This is a genomic window from uncultured Kriegella sp., assembly GCF_963975415.1.
Classification (GTDB): domain Bacteria; phylum Bacteroidota; class Bacteroidia; order Flavobacteriales; family Flavobacteriaceae; genus Kriegella.
This window is the reverse complement of the sequence record NZ_CAXBGN010000021.1, coordinates 1-19760: the sequence shown is the minus strand read 5'-3', so window position 1 is coordinate 19760 and position 19760 is coordinate 1. Positions and strand designations below refer to the sequence as shown.

At 40.0% G+C, this 19760-nt stretch carries 12 protein-coding genes; 7 read left to right on the top strand and 5 right to left on the bottom strand.

Going from position 1 to position 19760, the window contains the following annotated elements:
- Nucleotides 1-2: 2 nt before the first annotated feature.
- Nucleotides 3-875: an AraC family transcriptional regulator gene (locus tag AACZ88_RS23745; RefSeq protein WP_339716241.1), complete on the bottom strand. Its 873-nt coding sequence runs from the start codon at nt 873-875 to the stop codon at nt 3-5.
- Nucleotides 876-1096: 221 nt separating this feature from the next.
- On the opposite strand from AACZ88_RS23745, the gene AACZ88_RS23740 reads away from it, so the two are divergent.
- Nucleotides 1097-1684 (top strand): hypothetical protein, encoded by a 588-nt coding sequence (locus AACZ88_RS23740; RefSeq protein WP_339716238.1) that lies wholly within the window; start codon nt 1097-1099, stop codon nt 1682-1684.
- A 598-nt stretch (nt 1685-2282) separates the two neighbouring features.
- Here the strand turns inward: AACZ88_RS23740 and AACZ88_RS23735 are convergent.
- Nucleotides 2283-2918, bottom strand: coding sequence for an MOSC domain-containing protein (locus AACZ88_RS23735; RefSeq protein ID WP_339716235.1), 636 nt, complete (start codon nt 2916-2918; stop codon nt 2283-2285).
- Between the two features lie 65 nt (nt 2919-2983).
- Nucleotides 2984-3340: a DUF6249 domain-containing protein gene (locus tag AACZ88_RS23730; protein ID WP_339716232.1), complete on the bottom strand. Its 357-nt coding sequence runs from the start codon at nt 3338-3340 to the stop codon at nt 2984-2986.
- 14 nt (nt 3341-3354) lie between these two features.
- Here AACZ88_RS23730 and AACZ88_RS23725 point away from each other — a divergent pair, with 14 nt between their 5' ends.
- From AACZ88_RS23725 to AACZ88_RS23705, 5 genes are all read left to right on the top strand, one after another.
- Nucleotides 3355-3846 carry a sigma-70 family RNA polymerase sigma factor gene (locus AACZ88_RS23725; RefSeq protein ID WP_339716229.1) on the top strand — a complete coding sequence of 164 codons (492 nt, stop codon included), beginning with the start codon at nt 3355-3357 and terminating at the stop codon, nt 3844-3846.
- The gene (locus AACZ88_RS23720; RefSeq protein WP_339716226.1) at nt 3847-4068 is read left to right on the top strand and encodes a sigma factor-like helix-turn-helix DNA-binding protein; all 222 of its coding nucleotides are present in this window, start codon (nt 3847-3849) and stop codon (nt 4066-4068) included.
- On the top strand, nt 4049-4462 hold the full coding sequence (locus AACZ88_RS23715; protein WP_339716224.1) for a hypothetical protein: 414 nt from the start codon (nt 4049-4051) through the stop codon (nt 4460-4462). The genes AACZ88_RS23720 and AACZ88_RS23715 overlap by 20 nt, the downstream gene beginning before the upstream one ends.
- A 69-nt stretch (nt 4463-4531) precedes the next feature.
- Nucleotides 4532-6130 carry a solute:sodium symporter family transporter gene (locus AACZ88_RS23710; RefSeq protein ID WP_339716221.1) on the top strand — a complete coding sequence of 533 codons (1599 nt, stop codon included), beginning with the start codon at nt 4532-4534 and terminating at the stop codon, nt 6128-6130.
- A gap of 84 nt (nt 6131-6214) precedes the next feature.
- The gene (locus AACZ88_RS23705; protein WP_339716218.1) at nt 6215-7027 is read left to right on the top strand and encodes an inositol oxygenase family protein; all 813 of its coding nucleotides are present in this window, start codon (nt 6215-6217) and stop codon (nt 7025-7027) included.
- Nucleotides 7028-7071: 44 nt separating this feature from the next.
- Here the strand turns inward: AACZ88_RS23705 and AACZ88_RS23700 are convergent, their stop codons facing one another.
- Together AACZ88_RS23700 and AACZ88_RS23695 are read right to left on the bottom strand one after the other, a co-directional pair.
- A complete protein-coding gene (locus AACZ88_RS23700) occupies nt 7072-9390 on the bottom strand; it encodes a BamA/TamA family outer membrane protein (RefSeq protein WP_339716216.1) in 2319 nt (772 codons plus the stop codon).
- Nucleotides 9374-14422 (bottom strand): translocation/assembly module TamB domain-containing protein, encoded by a 5049-nt coding sequence (locus tag AACZ88_RS23695; RefSeq protein WP_339716213.1) that lies wholly within the window; start codon nt 14420-14422, stop codon nt 9374-9376. Before AACZ88_RS23695 ends, AACZ88_RS23700 begins: the two co-directional genes overlap by 17 nt.
- 381 nt (nt 14423-14803) lie before the next feature.
- Between AACZ88_RS23695 and AACZ88_RS23690 the strand changes: the two genes are divergently transcribed.
- Nucleotides 14804-19760 (top strand): LamG-like jellyroll fold domain-containing protein (locus AACZ88_RS23690; RefSeq protein ID WP_339716210.1); only part of this gene is annotated, 4957 nt, incomplete at its 3' end.

Below are 19760 nucleotides of genomic sequence, written 5' to 3'. Positions count from 1 at the left end.
GTCTATTGCAATATCGTTTTAAGTTGGTTTCGATACTCAGAAGGATTCTGACCCGTAAATGCCTTAAATGATTTGTTGAAGTGGGAAAAATTATTGAAACCACTTTCAAAACAAACTTCGGTTATACTCATCGGTCTTTCTGCCAACAATTTTGAAGCGTGTACCAAACGATATTCGTTCACGAATTGCACAAATGTCTTGTGAGTGATTTTTTTAAAGTACCTGCAGAACGACGGCACGGTCATGCTTACCATATTTGAAATCTCATCTAAAGTAATCTCTTCCTTAAAATTATTTTTGACGTAGTTGAATACAATATTGATACGGTCATTGTCTTTTACCTCGGTTTCAATAGAAAAGCCTTCTGCATTCAATATCTTAAATTCATCCGATTTGGCCAATTCGTTCAGAATGTTTAAGATAGAGAGGAGACGTTGAAAATCGGTCTGATACTCTAAGACTTCTATTTTTTCTCCTATTTTACGTTTGGTGTTTCCTGAAAATGCCATGCCGCTCTTTGACATTTCGAAAAGCCCCTGAATTTTTTTCATTTCAGGAATGTCGAAAAATTCATTTCCCAAGAAATCCATCTTCATTTGAACAACGGTTTCGCTGGTATTTCCCGTAAGGCTATCGGTAAGACCGCAGTGGGGCAGATTACTGCCGATTAAAATTAAATCACCTTCGGAGTAATATGAAATATGACTGCCTATTTGACGTTTACCCGAACCACCGTTTACATAAACCAATTCAAGTTCTGGGTGGTAATGCCATATATTATTATGGTTCAAATGATCTTCATCGAACCTTTGATAAGTAAATGAGTGGCCAAAATTGGGCTTGATGGCCTCAAAAGTAGGTTTTGTTGAAATCATAAGTCAATTTTTTAAAAAAAAGTATAAAATTAGAAAACGCTTTTTGCCTTAAACTTTGCAAAATTACCAAAAATATGTTCTATTTTACCATTTAACACTATGTTAACCTTGTTGTTGGTTAAAATAGAACATAAATCAGAACATACAGCTGTAGTGAGCGCTAGAATATGAACGTAAGTTTGTATCATAAATTATTCACTAACCCTGTAAAACAAAACGTTATGAAAAAAGTTCTAAAATTAACCGCAGTACTAGCCTTTATGTTGGTTACCTCAAAAGGTTTGGCAAACGAACCTAAATTAAACGTATTGTCGAATACCAATGCTAAAAGTTTGGTTTTTGAATTGGATGCATCATCAAAAGAGACATCAGTCAAATTTTTTGATCTTGATGGTAATATTATGTATTCCGAAGCTATTTCAGGAAAGTCCGCTTATACTAAGAAGTTTGACTTGAAAGACCTTAAAGAAGGTAGCTATTACCTGAAAGTAGATAATGCCCTTCGGGAAATTGTTTACACTTTGGAAGTAGATGCGACCGATGTGAAAATAGTTGATAAAAAAGAGAATGCCAAGCCTGTTTTCAGAGCAGTAGATGGAATGGTTTTTCTAAACCTTTTGAATCTTAAGGCAGCCAATGTAGAAATCAAAATTTATGACAGTAGCAACCGTATGCTTTTCGAAGAGGTTGTACGTGACGAACTTAAAATAGAAAAAGCATTTAATTTTAAAGACGCATTTAAAGATAGTTATACTTTAATGGTAAAAGATAGTAACGGAGTTTATTATAAAGACTTTGTTGTAAACTAATTGAAGAAGAGTTGATTAAGTAAGTTGAGTTGTTAAGTTGAGTTAATTGTCCTCGAAAGGTCAGCCACTAAAGCGCCTTTTGGGGACTTTTATTTTTGTTATAGCCAAGCTCATAAATACCAAAACGCCCAATACATTAGTAAGAATTGTAGTGGAATCCGTAGCACTAGCATCCACTTGGGCAAGCCCATCGATGCTTTTTCATTTAAAAGCATGTGAATATGAACCGGTAAAAAAAAGGTGAGCATGCAAATGATACTTACTAATGCGAAATCTTTGGTCAACGAAAAACAAAGAGCAATACCGAGAAATATTTCTGAAAGACCACTTAGGGTAACCAAGGCCTTGTGACCAGGCAAATAGCCTGGCAAGATTCGCATATACATTTTGGGTCGTATAAAATGCATAAGCCCTGCAGTTATGTAGGTTGCTACCATTAAGTAAAAATGCCAGGGGAGATCCATAGTTTTTGTTTTACTATTCTATTGGTTTTGATATGAGACTATTGGCCCCACAGTACCTTGAGAAACTGATAACTACTTTCCTAAGTTACTGAAAACTTATCGTTTTTACAGGGTTATTGTTTTTTGGTATCGTTTTAGGAAAGGTGTTTTTTTAGGCGTTCTCTTTTATATGCCGGAAGCGACAAGTTTTCAACGGCCAACTTTACTATTTCAGGATCCTTTTTACGGGCGAGTATTATCTCAAAACATTGTTTTACGGTCAATGTGTTTTTCGATTGTTCAACAAGAACCATTTCATCATCTATTCTGACCGACCCCTCTTGCAGAATACGTACATAAGTACCGGGGTAACCATATGTTATATATTTCTTGAGAATCGATTGGTCGGAGAACCTAACGCCTAATTTGTAACAAGGCTCACGAGGTTGGGATACTTGTACCATGGCAGTTCCAATTTTATAGATATCTCCAATGCGTACACTTGATTCATCAAAATTCTCAACGGTGAGGTTTTCGCCGAACATACCCCAATCCCATTCCAAATCAGGATATTGTTCTTTCCAAAATGGGTAGTGGTCGGCAGAAAACAAAAAACATGCTTTATTGACCCCGGCGTGATGTTTTCGATCGATTACGGTATCCTCTTCAACATCGGTTTCTCCTAGTCGCAGGGCTGCCGCAACCGGATATTTAAAGATTCCGGTTTGTTCTTCTTTTCCGTTCCAAATTATCGTGGTCGGTTTTCCAAGGTTAGTTGAAATTATCTTCATGCCCAAAAATAGAAAAACCATCGCTTAAATGCCATGGTTTTAACTTCTATAAATCAATAGGTGTATTATGATTCTTCCTTATCCATTTTTCTTGTCAAAAAAAATCCTATTAAAAGTCCGGTACCTGCCATTAGAAAAATAGACCCGAAGGTTGCTACATCCCACTGAACGCTAAAGGTCGACCTTAATACACCGCCAATAATAATACCTGCCCCGATTCCCATGAGTAATAATGCCAAGTTAAGGATAAGAATTTTCCAAACTGGAGGAGCATGTTCTTGTTTGCCCTTAACAAAAATACTGGCATCGGCACCTTTTTCTATCAAGGCGAGACGCTCTTTGTTGCGTGTTGAAAAATAGAGGTAGCAAATACCAAAAATTACGATAAATAGACTGATGAATACGAATACCGGACCTGCCATGTGTTTATATTTAAATGATTAATTTTATTGGGTTCGTTGGTTATGACGACAGAAAAGAAGGTATGGTTACAATTATTTCAAAATATTTTTTCAAACTATTTGTAACCGAAAGACTTTTTGAACCGTCAAAGATTCACATGCCAATCGACGACGATCAATTGATTATAAATAATGTATTAAATGGTGATACCACCGCCTTTGCGGTGCTGGTGAATCGCCACAAGAATATGGTATTTACACTGGCGTTTCGAATGCTAAAGAATCGTGAAGAGGCCGAAGAATTGGCTCAAGATACTTTTGTCAAGGTTTTTCGATCCCTTGAGAAATTTAAGGGAGAAGCCAAATTCTCTACGTGGGTTTATAGAATTACGTACAATGGTTGTTTGGATCGGTTAAAAAAGCTTAAAAATGAGCCTTATGTTGTTGCCCTTGATGAATTTGATAGGTCTGGGATGAAATCGGTCGATAATACACTTGATTTTCTAGAGCAGTACGACCGTACATAGTTGATAAAGAATAGTCTACAGTCTTTGTCCGGTGACTATGGTTTGCTTTTGACCCTGTTCTATTTTGAAGAATTGTCACTTGAGGAAATTTCGGGGATAGTCGGCATGACTACAAATCATGTAAAGGTAAAACTGTTCCGTGCTAGAAAACAATTGGCAAAAATACTTCGGACAAAATTGGAACCGGAAATAATAAGAAGTTATGGAGAAAGAAATCGATAAAGAACTGGATGGATTTGTCGGGAGATTACTGCGGGAAACTCCCATGGAGTCACCGTCACTTAATTTTACATCCAAAATTATGGCGCGGGTAGAAACCGTGACCCCAAATGAACTTTTTATATACCGGCCGCTGATATCAAAGCATGTTTGGGGAGGTATTGCCCTGGTTTTATTTATCGGTTGTCTACTAGCTATTTTTGGTAATTTTGAAATGGAATACCCTTTATTGAGCTTTATGGGCATTGATCGACCCAATTTTGATTTGTTTACGAACCTTTCTCTGTTTAGTATGCCCAATACTTTGATTTACGGTGTTTTAGGATTTTCTTTTTTTGCTTGCATTCAAATAGTTTTGATAAAATATCAATTCGATAAACGATTTATGGTGCATTAAATCGTTTTAAATTTATTTATTTGCTTTCTTTGGCCTCAAATTTTTGTCAAATTCCTATTTTTACGGCCAATGGCGTTATTTACTTTTCTTCTTTTTACCGGTTTTGTTGCATTTTATGCGACTTGGAAATTGCGGCGCGACAAGTTAGATTCCCGTGACGGATATTTTTTAGGTGGGCGTTCATTAACCGGAATCGTAATTGCCGGATCACTTTTGCTAACCAATATTTCTACCGAACATTTAGTGGGAATGAACGGATCAGCCTATAGAAATGGGGCGATTATCGTGGCTTGGGAGGTAACTTCTGCGTTGGCTTTGGTCATTGCAGCCCTTTATTTTGCACCGCGATACCTAAAAATGGGGTTGACAACGATACCTGAATTTTTAGAAAAACGGTTTGACGGGGTCACGCGAACCTTGGTTGCGTTATTGCTTATCATTTCTTTTGTGGCCACCCTTTTACCGATTGTATTGTATACAGGAGCCTTGAACATCGAGGCTATTTTTGAAATTTCTGAAGCATTGAATGTCACACAATCTCAAGGTATTTGGATTACCATTCTAGTTGTGGGTACCATTGGCGCGATTTATGCTATTTTTGGTGGCCTTAAAATGGTCGCATATACGGATACCATTAATGGTTTCGGACTTTTGGTCGCAGGGCTTTTGGTTCCGATTTTGGCATTATTGAGTATTGGTGATGGTAATCTTTTTGAAGGCATGGGAATGGTTTTCCAGAATAGTCCTGATAAATTCAATGTTGTAAGTAAAGAACCTAGTATTGGCGAGGGGGCACGTTCGGCGATTCTTCCGTTTGAGGTTTTATTTACCGGGCTGATGGTGAATCAGATTTATTTCTGGACCATGCACCAGTCTATCATACAACGAGTGTTGGGTGCGGTCAATTTGAAAGAAGCTCAAAAAGGGTTGTTGTATACGGGTTTGTTAAAAATTTTGGTCCCAGCAGTTATCGTACTGCCCGGTCTCATCGGCTTTTATTATTTTGGGGAAAGTCTGTATGACAACCCAGATAGTGTTTATCCCCTTTTGGTCAAAAAAGTATTGCCACTATGGCTTACCGGTTTTTTTGTGGCCGTAATGATGGGCGCGATTCTCAGTACTTTCAACAGTGCATTGAACAGTGCGGCTACAGTTTTTAGTTTGGGTATTTTCAAAAGATATATTCAAAAAGATGCCAGTGACACCAAATTGGTTGCCATTGGTAAGTGGACTTCAGCTTTATTGGCCATTTTTGCAATAGGGATAGCACCTTTTGTAGCGAATGCCCCGGAAGGACTTTATCAACTACTACAACAATTGAACGGTATCTTCTTTATACCGATTGCCAGTGTTATTATCGCAGGATTTTTATTTCCCAAAGTTTCGGCTTCCGGTGCGAAAGTTGGTCTTCTTTTTGGTCTTTTGTTTTATATCGTAATGTATTATGGATTTCAGTTGGATATCCATTTTGTACATATATGGGGTATTGAATTTGTGCTGAATATTATAGTTATGCATGTGGCCACCAGGTTATTTCCTAAAGAGGTTCCCTTCGAAATGAAGGATGCCGGGGTTTTAAATTTGAAACCGTGGAAATACGCCAAGCCATTCAGCCTGTTTTTGGTTGTATTTACCATTATTTTGTACCTTGTATTAGGAAATGTATAGCCCCGAAAGAAGGTGAATGCAATAATGATTTGTAAAAGAATTATTTTTTAATTAGGATTTTAAAGTCCTACTATTGATTGTTTTATGGAAGAAAAAGTATTTAGAAATTACGATGCCGTTGATATTTCGGCCGCAGTTAAGGAACATTACCGAAAAATGCGTAAAAATCAAACCGTAGATTACGTGCAGCGTATGCATAAAAAATACCTGAATTTTGATAAACCAATGCCACTTTGGGAGGCCATGGTACACTTGAACGACTTGATCGATGTCAGCGATCCCGACATTAATTTACCTAATGTACAACACCTCATTCAGAGTGCAGAGGCTATTCGCGAAGATGGTCGCCCAGATTGGATGCAACTCACAGGTTTGCTTCACGATCTCGGCAAAGTCATGTTTTTATGGGGCAGTGATGAAGACGGTACCAGCCAAGCCGAGCAATGGGGTATGGTTGGCGATGTTTTTGTAGTAGGTTGTGCCTTACCCGATAGTTGTGTGTATCCTGAATTTAATGAACTGAATAAAGACATGCAAGATTCGCGTTATAATACACCTTTGGGGATCTATGAAGAGGGCTGTGGTCTCGATAATCTTAATTTGGCTTGGGGCCATGATGAATATTTCTATCAAGTGTTGAATAATCATAAAGAGAATTCACTGCCCGAAGAGGCTATGGCAATGATTCGGTACCATTCGTTTTACCCATGGCATTCCGGAGGTAGCTATAAGCAATTGTTGAACGAAAAAGACGAGCAATATTTAGAATGGATCAAAGACTTTAACAAGTACGATCTCTACACTAAAAGTCCGAAAACATACGATTTAGAAGAGATTCGAGAGTATTACCAACCCATAGCAGAAAAGTATTTAGGCAAGGGCCCTATTTTTTGGTAAAAAGAGATGTTGTCACAACGTCTAAAAAGGCTTTAAACTACATTTTAAAAAGGATATCCAATAGCGAAATTAAAAATTAGGTTTTCGCTTCCTCCATCGAAAAATGGTGTTCTACTACGCCCGCCTTCGGGTAAGTAGGGCACCCTTACCGGGGAGGCCAGATCTAAACGAATGACGAAGCTTTGAATATCGACCCGAAGACCAAAGCCGACCCCGACCCCCAGTTCCTTTATCCAGTCAGAACCAAAAGTTCCTTTGTCCATAAGTTCTTGGTGAAATTCGCGACTTTCGATTGATTCGTCCTCATCGATTTCAATAGTATTGGTCAACCAAACATTTCCAGCATCTGCGAATATGGCTCCCTTCAGATAAGACCAAATAGGAAATCGGTATTCCAAGTTGGCCTCCAATGCCAAGTTTCCCGACTGGTCAAAAAACGAGGAAGATGAAGTATCGTTATCCGATTGAAAAGTACCCGGACCTAATGACCGTATTTTGAAAGCTCTGACACTGTAGGGACCTCCCGAAAAAAATTGTTTGACGAACGGTAATGTGGTCGAGTTTCCATAAGGTATGCCCCAGCCAGCATATATTCGACTGATTAAGGTTTGTTCTTGATCCAATCGAAAGTAGTAACGAAAATCAATATCGGCTTTGGCGTACTGTGCATATTCCAACCCAAAAATGGTATTCTTGTTTCCACTTAGCAAGCCTAATGTATTTCCTGCGATATCGAAACTGGTTGACACATAAATGGGAAAAGTTTTGTCATTATCTACAAGCTCGTTATAAGTAAAGGTATAATTCAAACCGGCTATGAACTGTTGTTCAAAACTCTGTCTCAAAAAAGGATTGTTATCCAAAATAGTCTCAAATTCTTCCGTTGTATCGGCTAAGTTCACATAGTTAATGCTAATAGGGTTCAATTCATGGTAAACATATTTGTTAGCGTTCCATGTATAACCAAAAGAAGTGTTGAATGACGTAAGTGTATATAATTGACTCCTTTTTAGAATATCTCCCCCTAGGCTGATTTTTGTTTTAGGAACCGCATATTTGAATCTGCTCGTAGCAAATGGAACTAATCTAGGGATGACCAAGTTTGTTTTTAGACCTCCGGCTATACTGCTCAGGCCAGTATTGCTGCCTCCTGAAAGTTGCGTGGCATATGAAAAATCACCGGTGACACTTAAGGTCTCCCCGCTTCGAAAAAGATTTCGGTTGCTATAGGTAACGGCAATTCCAGGCCCGGCAAATCCGTTTGATTTAGTTACCCCCTGTAGTTCGGCCCTAATAGATCTTTTTGTCAATGGTGAAAGATAGATGTCGGCATAAAGGGATCCGGTACCATCTTTAGTAGTGGTATCTTTTTCTGTAAATTGGATGTTGACAAACTTATAACTTCCTATCGATGATAGTCGATTACTTGTTAGTCGTGCTGTTTGTGCATTGTATTTCTGTCCCTTTTCAAAAAGAATATAGGGCTTCAATTGATGCGGGTTAAAGTATTGTTCATCTTGAACAAAACCTATATTTTCAATGGTTGTTCTTTTATTGGAAACAATGGTATCTTCCACCGTGTAATTTGGGTAGACCGTAATAGAATCTATAGTATATGGAATTACAGATCTCGGAGGCGTCTGTTTTTTGAGTCTAAGGAACAAATCTATTTTTTTGGTGTCGTAGCGGTTGGTATCGGCTTCAAAAATTAGAAAATCTGAATTGAAATTATAGTATCCGCGCTGCTTCAAATCATTATCGATGCGCTCTCTTTCAAATTTCATGAGTGAAAGGTCAAAACGGTCTCCCGGCTTTAGTGCTGTTTCTTTCAAAGTTTCTTGAATGGCCTTGTAGATGGGTAACGTATCTTTTTCGATCTGATACGTTCCGATTACGTAAGGTTGTACCAGATCGACCTCATATTTCAGCGCAGCTAATTTCTTTGTACTATCAATTTTCGAGGCTACTTTGCCGTAAAAAAAACCATTGTTGTCTAGCCGGTTGAGTATAAGTGACTCCACTCTTTCTCGATTAACTTCAGAAAAATAAACCGGTTCTTCGCCGAATTTTTTGTTTAGCCATTTATTCAAGAAGCCTGGGTTTTTCTTTTGCGATTTATAATGGTAGTACAGGCCTAAGCGCATACCCAAAATTTGTGAATTGGGCTCTGGTTGAAGTAAGGCGTCCAACTCCGCCTTTATTTGCTTTAAGCCGCCCATGTTTTCTTCCGTAGTCGTAATGATTTCGGCACCGGTGTAGAGTGCTTCGTCTTCCGGAATAAATTTTTGAACGCTACAAGACCATACCAATAAGGTAGCTGTTATCATTAAAACATCTCGATATATGCTAATTTTCTTCTTCAATTTTGGTTTCGTTTTTTCCGCTTGACTTCGCTTCTGGTTTTGCTTCTTTCTTAGCATCTTTTTTTTCCAGGGAATTGCTTTTTAACGGATTGAACAATTGGCTGAAGGCATTGAATTCACGATTGAAAATTAATGCGATACCCGTGACAATGAGTTGTCCGTCAATAATATTTTGATATTCATTTTTCCGGAAACCTTTCAATCGATAACGGCCGTCTTGGGTCAATAGGTACTCTAAGCTTACGTTGCCGATTATGGGTGTTTCTTCTTGTCCTGCCGCTGCGCTTCCTTCCACATCTACCGCGCTGCCTGCAGTAACGATCAATCTGTCATTAAAGAGTTTTTTCTTGGCATTGATGTTCAGTTGAGTTCGGTCTTGTGGGCTGTCCCCTTGATAGTCTGTAAAGCTGTCAAGGTCAAAATCAACTTCGAAACCCGTTTTGCCGAACACTTTATCAGAAAATGCATTGAGCTCACCTGAGAGTACCTTGTTGACATTGTCTCGTGCCAAGGCCGCCGTTCCACCACTGCTGCCATCGCTTCCGGAATCAGGGAAAAAACGGTTTAAAGCCAACAACGAAAATACCTGCTTGTTTAATTCAGATTCTTGTTCGTTCAATTGTTGCACACGACCATAGACCGCCCCACCCAATGATCCTTGGTCATCTTCAGGCATATCGAGATTGAACGATAATTTAGGTTCTAATAATTCGCCATCGACATTTAAATAAACCAAAAATGGCAGTACCTGACGATATTTTCCCGTAACACTAAGATCTTCGCTTGAAGTAACCGAAGCCATCAAGGGGGACGCCGAGGTCTCTACCTTGTAAATGGCAGTAACATCTAATTTGGCATCGGTCGGGTCGCCCATCCAAGTGATTGTGCTACCGGGGTTAATCTCAAATTTTCTTTTGACCAGATTGTATAGGCTAGTCTCGTAATGCCCTGAATTCAGTTCATAGCGCCCCGTCAAACTGATATTTCCATTTGGGGCAACATTCAAGTTTAGGGCTGCATCACCTGAAACTTGTAAATTATCTCCGGTTCGTTCATCGATAATGATGTGAAAAACGGCATCATCGGCAATTTCCAAAATGGTCGATACATCGATACCTCTAAAGAAAGCGGGAGTTTCCTCTTGATCGTTACGCGTAAGAATGGCATCGGGGTTCTCTCTATTTACAAAGACGACAACGCCATCCCGTTCTTCAACATCTAATTGAGATTCTGGTACTACGTAAGTGACCTCAGTGACTTTTCGCACCTTAAGCCTCCCATCGATTTTTGGAAGGTTCAAACTTCCTTTGACCGTAATATCGGCATCTATACTTGCCTTGCCGTAGAATAGTTCATTGTCTTCTTTGGTAGAATCGAGCAGTTGAAATTGTTCCGTTTGTAATGAAAGTCCGAATTCCGGATTAGTCAATTCCTCGGTCGAAATTGTGCCGTCAATAGTAAATGTACTTTCATTTGCATCACGAATCGAAAAGTTATCAAGATAGAGTCCCGCGTTGTCTATCCGTAGTGTTTCATCGCTTACTCTGAAAATGGCGTTGAGAGCCGTGACCTTAAAACCGGTTTCATTAAAGGCTAGATTACCTTCATATTGTGGGGCAGTAGTCGTACCTGAAACTTTGATATTTCCTGAAATGTAACCATTGGAATCTTTGATTGCATCTTTTGAAAACCCTTCAATTGTTTTTAGCTCCAATGCATTCAAATTAAGATCGAGGTCTAATTCTGCCCCTGTTTCGGCAGCACGATAATCACCGGTCAAATTTAGGTCTAGTGCACCTTCCTTTACCGCTAGGTCGAAGTCGTATGCAGACAATCCTTTTGAAACGGCATTTAAAGTTAAATTGCCCAAAGGATTTTCTAATACGGCCAATTCATTGATTTTGAAATCGGCTACTATACCGGGCGCCTCGAACGGATTTTCTATCACCAAATTACCCTGAACAAGACCCGAAAGCAGTTTTTCATCGGGGTTTAAGAAACTCATAAAGGTTTGTAGTTTGAAATCATTGAAAATAATGCCTACATGTTCTTTTCTTATACCCGATACCCTATTGCTCAATGTTAGTTTCTGCGCATTTCTACTTAACGACATATTCTCAAGGGTCAAAAAATTTTCTCCTATTTTGATGCTGTTGTCCTGAGGAACGGTCCATTCCTTTTTGTTGAAAACGAGCTGTGAGGGATTGATATGAAAACTAACCGTGTCTTTGGCCAAGTTCATCTCTGCGGCAATATGCATCAATTTTTCATCATAGTCATAAGAATTGAAATCCAATAGCAATTTTCTGTTCTTTAATTGACCAGCTAAGGTGGTTTTCTTAATGTTAATGGGTGCGGTCACTAAGGCTTTGAAGCCAGCACTAAAGTTTAGATCGGTCGAATCTCCGGTAATCCGAATACTGAGGCTATCTATAGAACTACTATTGTATTTCGCCGATGGTAGAACTAAATCGGCGTTCAACTTTTTGCTAGATGCATCAAAATCGGCTTGCACGGCAATAGAATCCAATTGCTCTACCCCGTTGAAAAAGACTTCGGTCAAAACGGGAATAGGCTGTATTGATAATTTCATTTTTAAACGTACCGCATCGGCTTTCTTACTACGGGTAGTTGAATCAATCTGGGAAAAGTAACTTCTAAACTGGTTCTGAAGTGCTGTACTGATTTGGGGTGGTGCCGCGTTTGATTGTAGCGTACCTTTTAAAAAATTGCTGTCGACGATCAGGTTGGTGCTGTCTTTGTCAATTTTGGTCGATAGGTCGATTGCGCCTATGCGATATTGTTCGTTATCCATGACTGCAATACCTTCGTAAATTCTGGCATTGAGATTATATTCATCGGTATTTCCCGTAAAATCTGCATTTACGATGCCGCCGACTTTTATATTGTTCTCAGTAATGCCTAAAGCATACAAATCGGCCCCAATAACAGTTAACGACAATTTTATTTTTGAATTTAACGAATCAAGGTCAATGTAGGTATCGGCCTCTAGGTTTAAATTCTTGTCTTTAAATCGTAAATCGATATTGCCCTTGCCCTTTTTAATGGCCCCTTCAAGGGAAAGTTCTGAAAAATCATACGAATTGAATTCCAGTTGTGTGAATTTTGATTTCATCCGGGCGTTCAAAGTGTTACGGCTGTTTCCGTTGCCAGAAATATCCATAGTAAAAGAAACTGCTCCCAGTTGTTCATTCTTTAACAACTTGTTCAATTGTAGGCTGTCGACGTTGAGCGTTCCGTCGAATTCGGTCTGTTCTTTAGTACTAAAATTTCCACTAAGTTGGGCGGTACCCTCTGGAATTCTAAGTAATGCTTTGGCACTGAAATCACTTGGGTTTCCTTTACCACTTGCGGTCACATTTACGGTCTTTGGCACGGCGATGCCCAAGTCTTCTTCCGAAATAAACTGAAGTAAGTCGGCCCGTTGCGAAGTTGCTTTTAGGGTGTTTAAATCGAAAAAAAGAGAATCAATGATGGTAACATTACCTAAAGTGCCTTGGCCTTGTATGGAGGTGCCCTCGCCCCAAGCCATATTCAATTCGGGTATTTGAATGGCACTGAGTGTGCCATTTGCTTTTATGTGGCCGTCAAAAGGTTTTTGGGAAGCTTTCTTAAGATATTCGTTGTTTGCAAAATCCGGTTGAAAAACATAGCTATCTTGTACTGCCAGGCTGAGGTTGGGGATATTCAATGTGACCGTTGTTTCTTCCGGACTTTTAAGCAAATTTTCAAAAGAGGTATATTTTAGGTTCAAGGAACCAAACAGCGAACTGTTGTTGGTTTCTACTTCCAGATGGGAAAGTGATGATTGGCTATCCTCTAAATTGGCTTCAAAAGCTACATGTTTCAATTGAAATCCACTTCGCTCGGTGAAATGCAGTTCATTCAGTTCAAGATGGATTTCTTTTGGTTGATAGGAGAGTTTGTCGGCTTCCATAACGAAATCTGAAATCGAGATTGCCTCGGGGTTGAATTGACCCTTCGTAGGAGTGTTATTCCCAGCTTGATAATTCACAGAATTATTTTGTAGACTAATCTTATTTGCAGTGACTTGATATTCAGGCCATTCAAAGGGTTGTGTAGCCGATTTGGCAGTATTTGTGGAATCTAGGGGCAGGGTTTTTTGTTCATCCGTACGTACGCTGAAATTGGAGTTTTCCAAAGCCAGCCGATCGATAGCAAAGATGTTGCTTTCAAGGTCGACTTTAGGTATTTGTAATAGAAAATGACCAATACCGGCATCGGCAAAAGTTTTATCGGGAAGTGACTCATAATTTGCCTTTACGTTTTTAAGCTCAAGGTTGGCAATCGATAAATAGGGGAGGGCCGCTTCCGAAGTATCTGTTTCGGTTTTAAAAGGTTTTGTTTGCCTGTACATGATATTAGAGTCGCTGATAGCCAGGTTATCAAGAGCAAATACCATATTTTCAAGGTCGACCTCATCAGCGTCCAAATTCAATTCACCTAATTTTAGCGCGCTATCAATACCCAAATAATCATCGTCATACTTGATTATAAAATCGGAGAAATTTAGCGACCCCAAGCTGATAGCCATTGGGGCACTTTCGCTTGGTACCGTAGTTGTATCCTGGGGTACTAGGGCATCCAACAAAAAATTAAAATTGAAAGTTTCCTCGCTTTCCTTTCGAGTGATATTTGCTGTTACACCATTCCAGTCGAGGGATTTTAGACGGATTTCGTTCTGAAATATAATGGGTATGATAGGAAGATCAGCTTCTAGTGACCGGGAGAAAATAAGCGTATCTCCTTTTTTATCTTCAAGATACAGCCCTTCTAAAGAAACGGCACCGGAGAAGGTAATAAAAAGATGGGCTATTTCTACTTTGGTATTGGTCTTTTCAGATACGTAACCCGTAACTTTTGAAACAATGATGTCTTGCCCCCATGGACTTCGAATGAAAAGAATAAGTCCGACAAAAAAGAGTAGTATCGCAAGAAGCACCCGAGCTGTACGTCTTAAATTTCGATATTTTTTTTGCTTCTTCTCCATGCCTCCTTAGTCCGTTTTGCGGCCCGTGTTCAAAAATAAGTCTTTGAGAAATAAAGAATAGTATTCTTATGGTAAAAGAGGAGCGATATCGAAACCGGGGTTGACACTATCGGTTTTATTGACATCGATGTAAGTGAAAATCGTAGGGTTCATCTAGTGAAAACAAGACAATTTTATAAGAATTTCTTTTGAGAACAATTGAGCGACAGGCCCTTGCGCTTTAGATAAACATCAACTAATGCGTTCTTCGTATATATAAAATGGGTGGTTACAACATTTGTAGGTTTGGTCTTATTGCTTTTATGGAATTTAGCATTTCATCGATATTGTAGTACACATGGTCGATGATTTTACGAACCTACTTTACCAAAAATAATAGGAATGACTAGACCATCCGCCTTCAAACTGGCATTTTCTTTAATGCTGCTCCTTAATTTCTTTGCCGTTCAATCACAGATTACGATTTCAGGTTCTGCCGACCCAATGTTACTAACCACTGGCTTGGCTTCTGAAATAGCAACTGGCCTTACCATTTCTTCATCGGAATCAATTACCGATTTTACAGTGGCTATAACTGATTCCTTTTCGAGTAACGATGAACTGGGGTACACGGGAACGCTACCGATTGGTGTCACCACAACAGGTTGGAACGCCACAAAAAGGGCTATAGTCTTTAAGGGCACGCTGACCGCTTTGCAATGGCAACTATTTCTAAGAAATGTAACGATAATAACCGCTAATGTCTGCTCACCTGAAACCAGGAAGGTTTCGTTTATTGCAGGAGAAACGTACTACAACCCTTTGAATGGGCATTTTTATAGAATTACGACTACCCCATCTAGTTGGACGGTAGCCAAGGAAACTGCAGCTTCAACCTCATATTATGGGAGACAAGGATACTTGGTTACCTTGACCAATGCTGCTGAAAATACCTTTGTTTCAAGACTTATTGGTGAAAATTCATGGATGGGTACTTCAGATGATCACGACCAAATTAACGAAGCGTTGGGCTATAATGAATACGCTAATACCAATGCCTCAGAAGGTAAATTCTATTGGGTTACCGGACCGGAAAAAGGTACCCAGTTGACCACCAATAATGGTAATGGAAATGGTGTTCCGGGCGTATATCAGAATTGGAGAAATGCAGAGCCCAATGACCATGGGGCAGGAGAATCTTTTGGCCATGTTTATGCTACAAGTGGCGATTGGAACGATTTTCCTGATACTAGTTCCATAAATGGAATTATGGAGTTTGGCGATATGCCAGGCGACTACGCTACCTCGACACCTCAATTCACCAAGAATGTTTCGATTCTTGGTGCTTCAAGTGGAAGTATCATTGGAGGAAATGTTACGGTTTGTTCAGGTTTGAACACAACCTTGTTGACATTGACCAATTTAACGGGTACTGTTGTGCGTTGGGAGAGCTCTTCAGATAATTTCATAACCGCTGGTACTCAAATAGCTAATACCTCTACCACATTAACAGTCGAAAACCAAACAGAAACCAAATACTATAGAGCCGTCGTCAATTCTACATTACCCTCGGTGTGTACGGGCCTGGTAACCTCTAGCGTACCTATTTATGTAGATCAGGCCGTTCCGGGAATTGTTTTTGCCGAAAATACGTCAATCTGTGCGGGATCTGATGTAGAACTTTACCTGTCAGGTCAAGTAGGGGAGGTCGTAAAATGGCAGCGTTCTAGTGACAATGCAAATTGGATAGACATTGCCAATACTTCGACAACCTTGGTTGAAACAGTCGCTAGTACGGGGTCGGTCTACTACCGCACCCATGTTCAGATTCTAGGTTGTGGTGTTGCAGTTATTTCTCCTTCAAAAGAGGTTACGGTGACTTCAGGTACTGCGCCGGAAGGTGGTCAAGTTAGTTCTAATGTACATGGTTCTGTGCTCAATACGGGTACCTTGACCTTGACGGGCCATACTGGTTCTATTCTTAAATGGCAATTTTCTATAAATGATGGGTTGATTTGGACTGACTTGGTAAATACCAGTACTAGTTACACGTACTTGAATTTAGATGTAAAAACGCTTTTCAGGGCAGTTGTCAGTAATGGTAGTTGTGGAACGGCTTATAGCGATGCGGGTACGGTATCCATATTGTCTCCCCCACTAGTAACCGAATTTTCGCCTACTTTGGCCGGCAATGGTGAAACGGTAACTATTACCGGTTCAGGTTTTACGGGTACTTCTTCTGTTAATTTTGGAGCTGCCAGCGCTAGCAGTTTTACAGTAGTTTCCGATACCGAGATAACTGCAACGGTAGGTGTGGGTTCTTCCGGGGCAATAACGGTAACCAATCCGGCAGGAAATGATTCCAGTGCTGGTTTTATTTATAAAGTAGCCCAATATGATTTTGAAGATGATGTTTTAGATAAAACCGATAATGACCATGATGGAGTCGAGGTTAATGTTGTGACTTATGAAACAGGGGCTCAAGGCAAAGCCATTTGTTTCGATAATGGCCCTGGTTATGTCAAATTACCCGACAACTTGATTCGTAGTCTATCAGAGTTTACAATATCTCTTCGTTTTAAAACAACAGGTAGCGGAAGCATATTGGGGTACCAAAAAGTGACTCCATTAGCGAGTGCGCCTATCTATGAATGGATACCGATTATTATGGTTACCGACGATGGCAAGTTAAAAGGCACATTATGGACTAGTGCCCACAATGCCATTCAAGCTGTTTCTGCCAACCCTGTCAATGATGGCAATTGGCACCAAGTTGATTTTACCGCCGGTACCAATTCGGTCGCCATATATTTGGATGGCAATTTGGAGGCCACCCAGTCAGGAGCTTCCGTAGCCCATTTAGATATGATTTTCAACCAAATTGGGCTTTCATACACCAGTGGTTATAATCCTCCTGCAACTTGGGAATATTTTACCGGATGTATCGATGATATGCTAATTATCGATAGAGAACTAACACAGCTCGAAATCGAAGAAATTACTGCCTTGCCAGAGCCGTCGATTTCTTCTTTCACACCGACGAATGCCGGTGAAGACGATGTGGTAGTAATTACCGGAACTAACTTTGACGGAGCTACACAGGTTACTTTTGGAGGTGTTGATGCCCAATCTTTTACAGTAGACTCTTCTACCCAGATTACGGCGACCATTGAAAATGGAAATTCTGGAAATGTTTCTGTGACAACAGCTGGAGGTATCGCTACAGCAAGCGGATTTACTTTTACTTCTAAGGCGATCATCACGGTTTCGGTGAATGAGCTCGATGAAATCACCTATTGTGGTGGTGATGCATCACCAGTGAAAAATATCGAAGTTTCCGGTACAGGGCTTTATGAAGACATGGTAATTACAGCACCAACAGGTTTTGAAGTTTCGCTAAATGATACCACTGGTTTTACTGATGAAATTACCTTGGTCCCGTCGTCAAATGCCATCGGTACAACAACGATATATGTCAGAACCAAGGCAAGTCAAAATGGTTTTCTCTCTGGGAATATTACCGTTAACGTCGGTTCGGTTTCGCAGAATATAGCGGTTTCGGCATCAACCAACAACAGTTTGTATTTTGACGGTGTTGATGATTATGTAAGTCTAGCTAGTACGAGTATTCAAGACGGGGCTACTGATTTTACCATAGAGGCTTGGATACTTCCCGATAATTCCAATTTTGACGGTTCTTATCATGCGATATTCGGTAATCAGGTAGGGGCAACAACTACTCGAAATCCATCATTTTATATCAATGATGGTAAAATACATATAGATTCCTATGAAGATAATACTTTGACGCGTTATGATATACTTACCGACGAGCCATCTATTCTGCAAAATGTATGGAGCCATATTGCGTTAGTTAAGGAAGGTGCGCAATATAGCGTGTATGTAAACGGTGTGCTAGATTTTACGGCTCCTGCGCCCGGCGCAGTGAATATTACGGGACCATATCAATTCGGATTTATAGATAATTATTTTGCTGGAAAAATTGACGATGTTCGATTTTGGAGTGTGCCAAGAACGGCCGCCGAGGTTGCCGGTGCTATGGATGCAAGCCTGACGGGATTGGAAACGGGATTGATAGGGTATTATACATTTAATCAAGGTGCTGCCAATGATACCAATATTGGTATTACCGCTTTAAAAGACAAAAGCGGTGCGGAGAACAATGGAACTTTGCTCAATATGGCACTTACGGGTAGCTCAAGTAATTGGGCCGATGGATATTTTCCTCAAATAATTGGAAACTCCACTGTAATAGTCGACCAACAACTTCAATTGACCCATTCGCAAAATGGCGGTGTTTGGTCAAGTAATGAAACTGGTATTGCGACTGTCGATCAGTCTGGAAATGTGACCGGAGTCGCAGAAGGTACGGTTACAATTAGTTATGCATTATGTGGGCAAACAACTATAAAGTTATTGAATATTGTAAACCCTACTCCAGAAATCACCTCTTTTACCCCCAATTTTATTGGCGCTTTAGGAGAAGTAGTTATTACCGGGTCTAATTTTGTAAATATAAGCCAAGTACAATTTGGAGGTATAAACGCCGATTCCTTTACTGTAGATTCAACAACTAAAATTACGGCTATCGTTCATGGTAGTGGTGCTTCGGGAGACGTTTCGGTAAGCAATACGGCAGGTACCGATACGGCGTCTGGTTTTGTTTTCAATCAACCACCTACGGCTCTTTCATTGTCGAATGCAAATATTGTGGAAAATAATACAATAGGAGACGATGTTGGTCAATTCACAACAACCGATACAAATACGGGTGATACATTTACCTATACCTTTTCAACGGGCGTTGGTGATGGCGATAATGCTAGTTTCAGTATTGATGGAAATACTCTTAAGACAGCAGACGTCTTTGATTATGAAACAAAATCATCTTATTCCGTTCGAATTAGGAGTACGGACTCAGGAGGGTTGACATTTGAAGATACTTTCGAAATAACCATTACCGACTTTGATGAAGACATGGATGCTGATGGAGTAAACGATTCGGTTGATGAATGTGCGAATACGCCATTTGGCGAGGCGGTTGATGCAAGGGGGTGTTCCGACACACAAAAAGATACAGATTTGGATGGGATAAATGATGCTTTGGACAACTGTAAGTCCATGGCAAATACTGATCAAACAGACACCGATAATGATGGTGAAGGTGATGTTTGTGATCCTGATGACGACAATGATGGTACACCCGATACCGAGGATGCCTTCCCCACTGATCCGGATGAAGATTCCGATGCCGACGGTGACGGTACCGGTGATAACGAAGATCTCGACGATGATAACGATGGTACACCTGATTCAGAGGATGCGTTTCCCACTGATC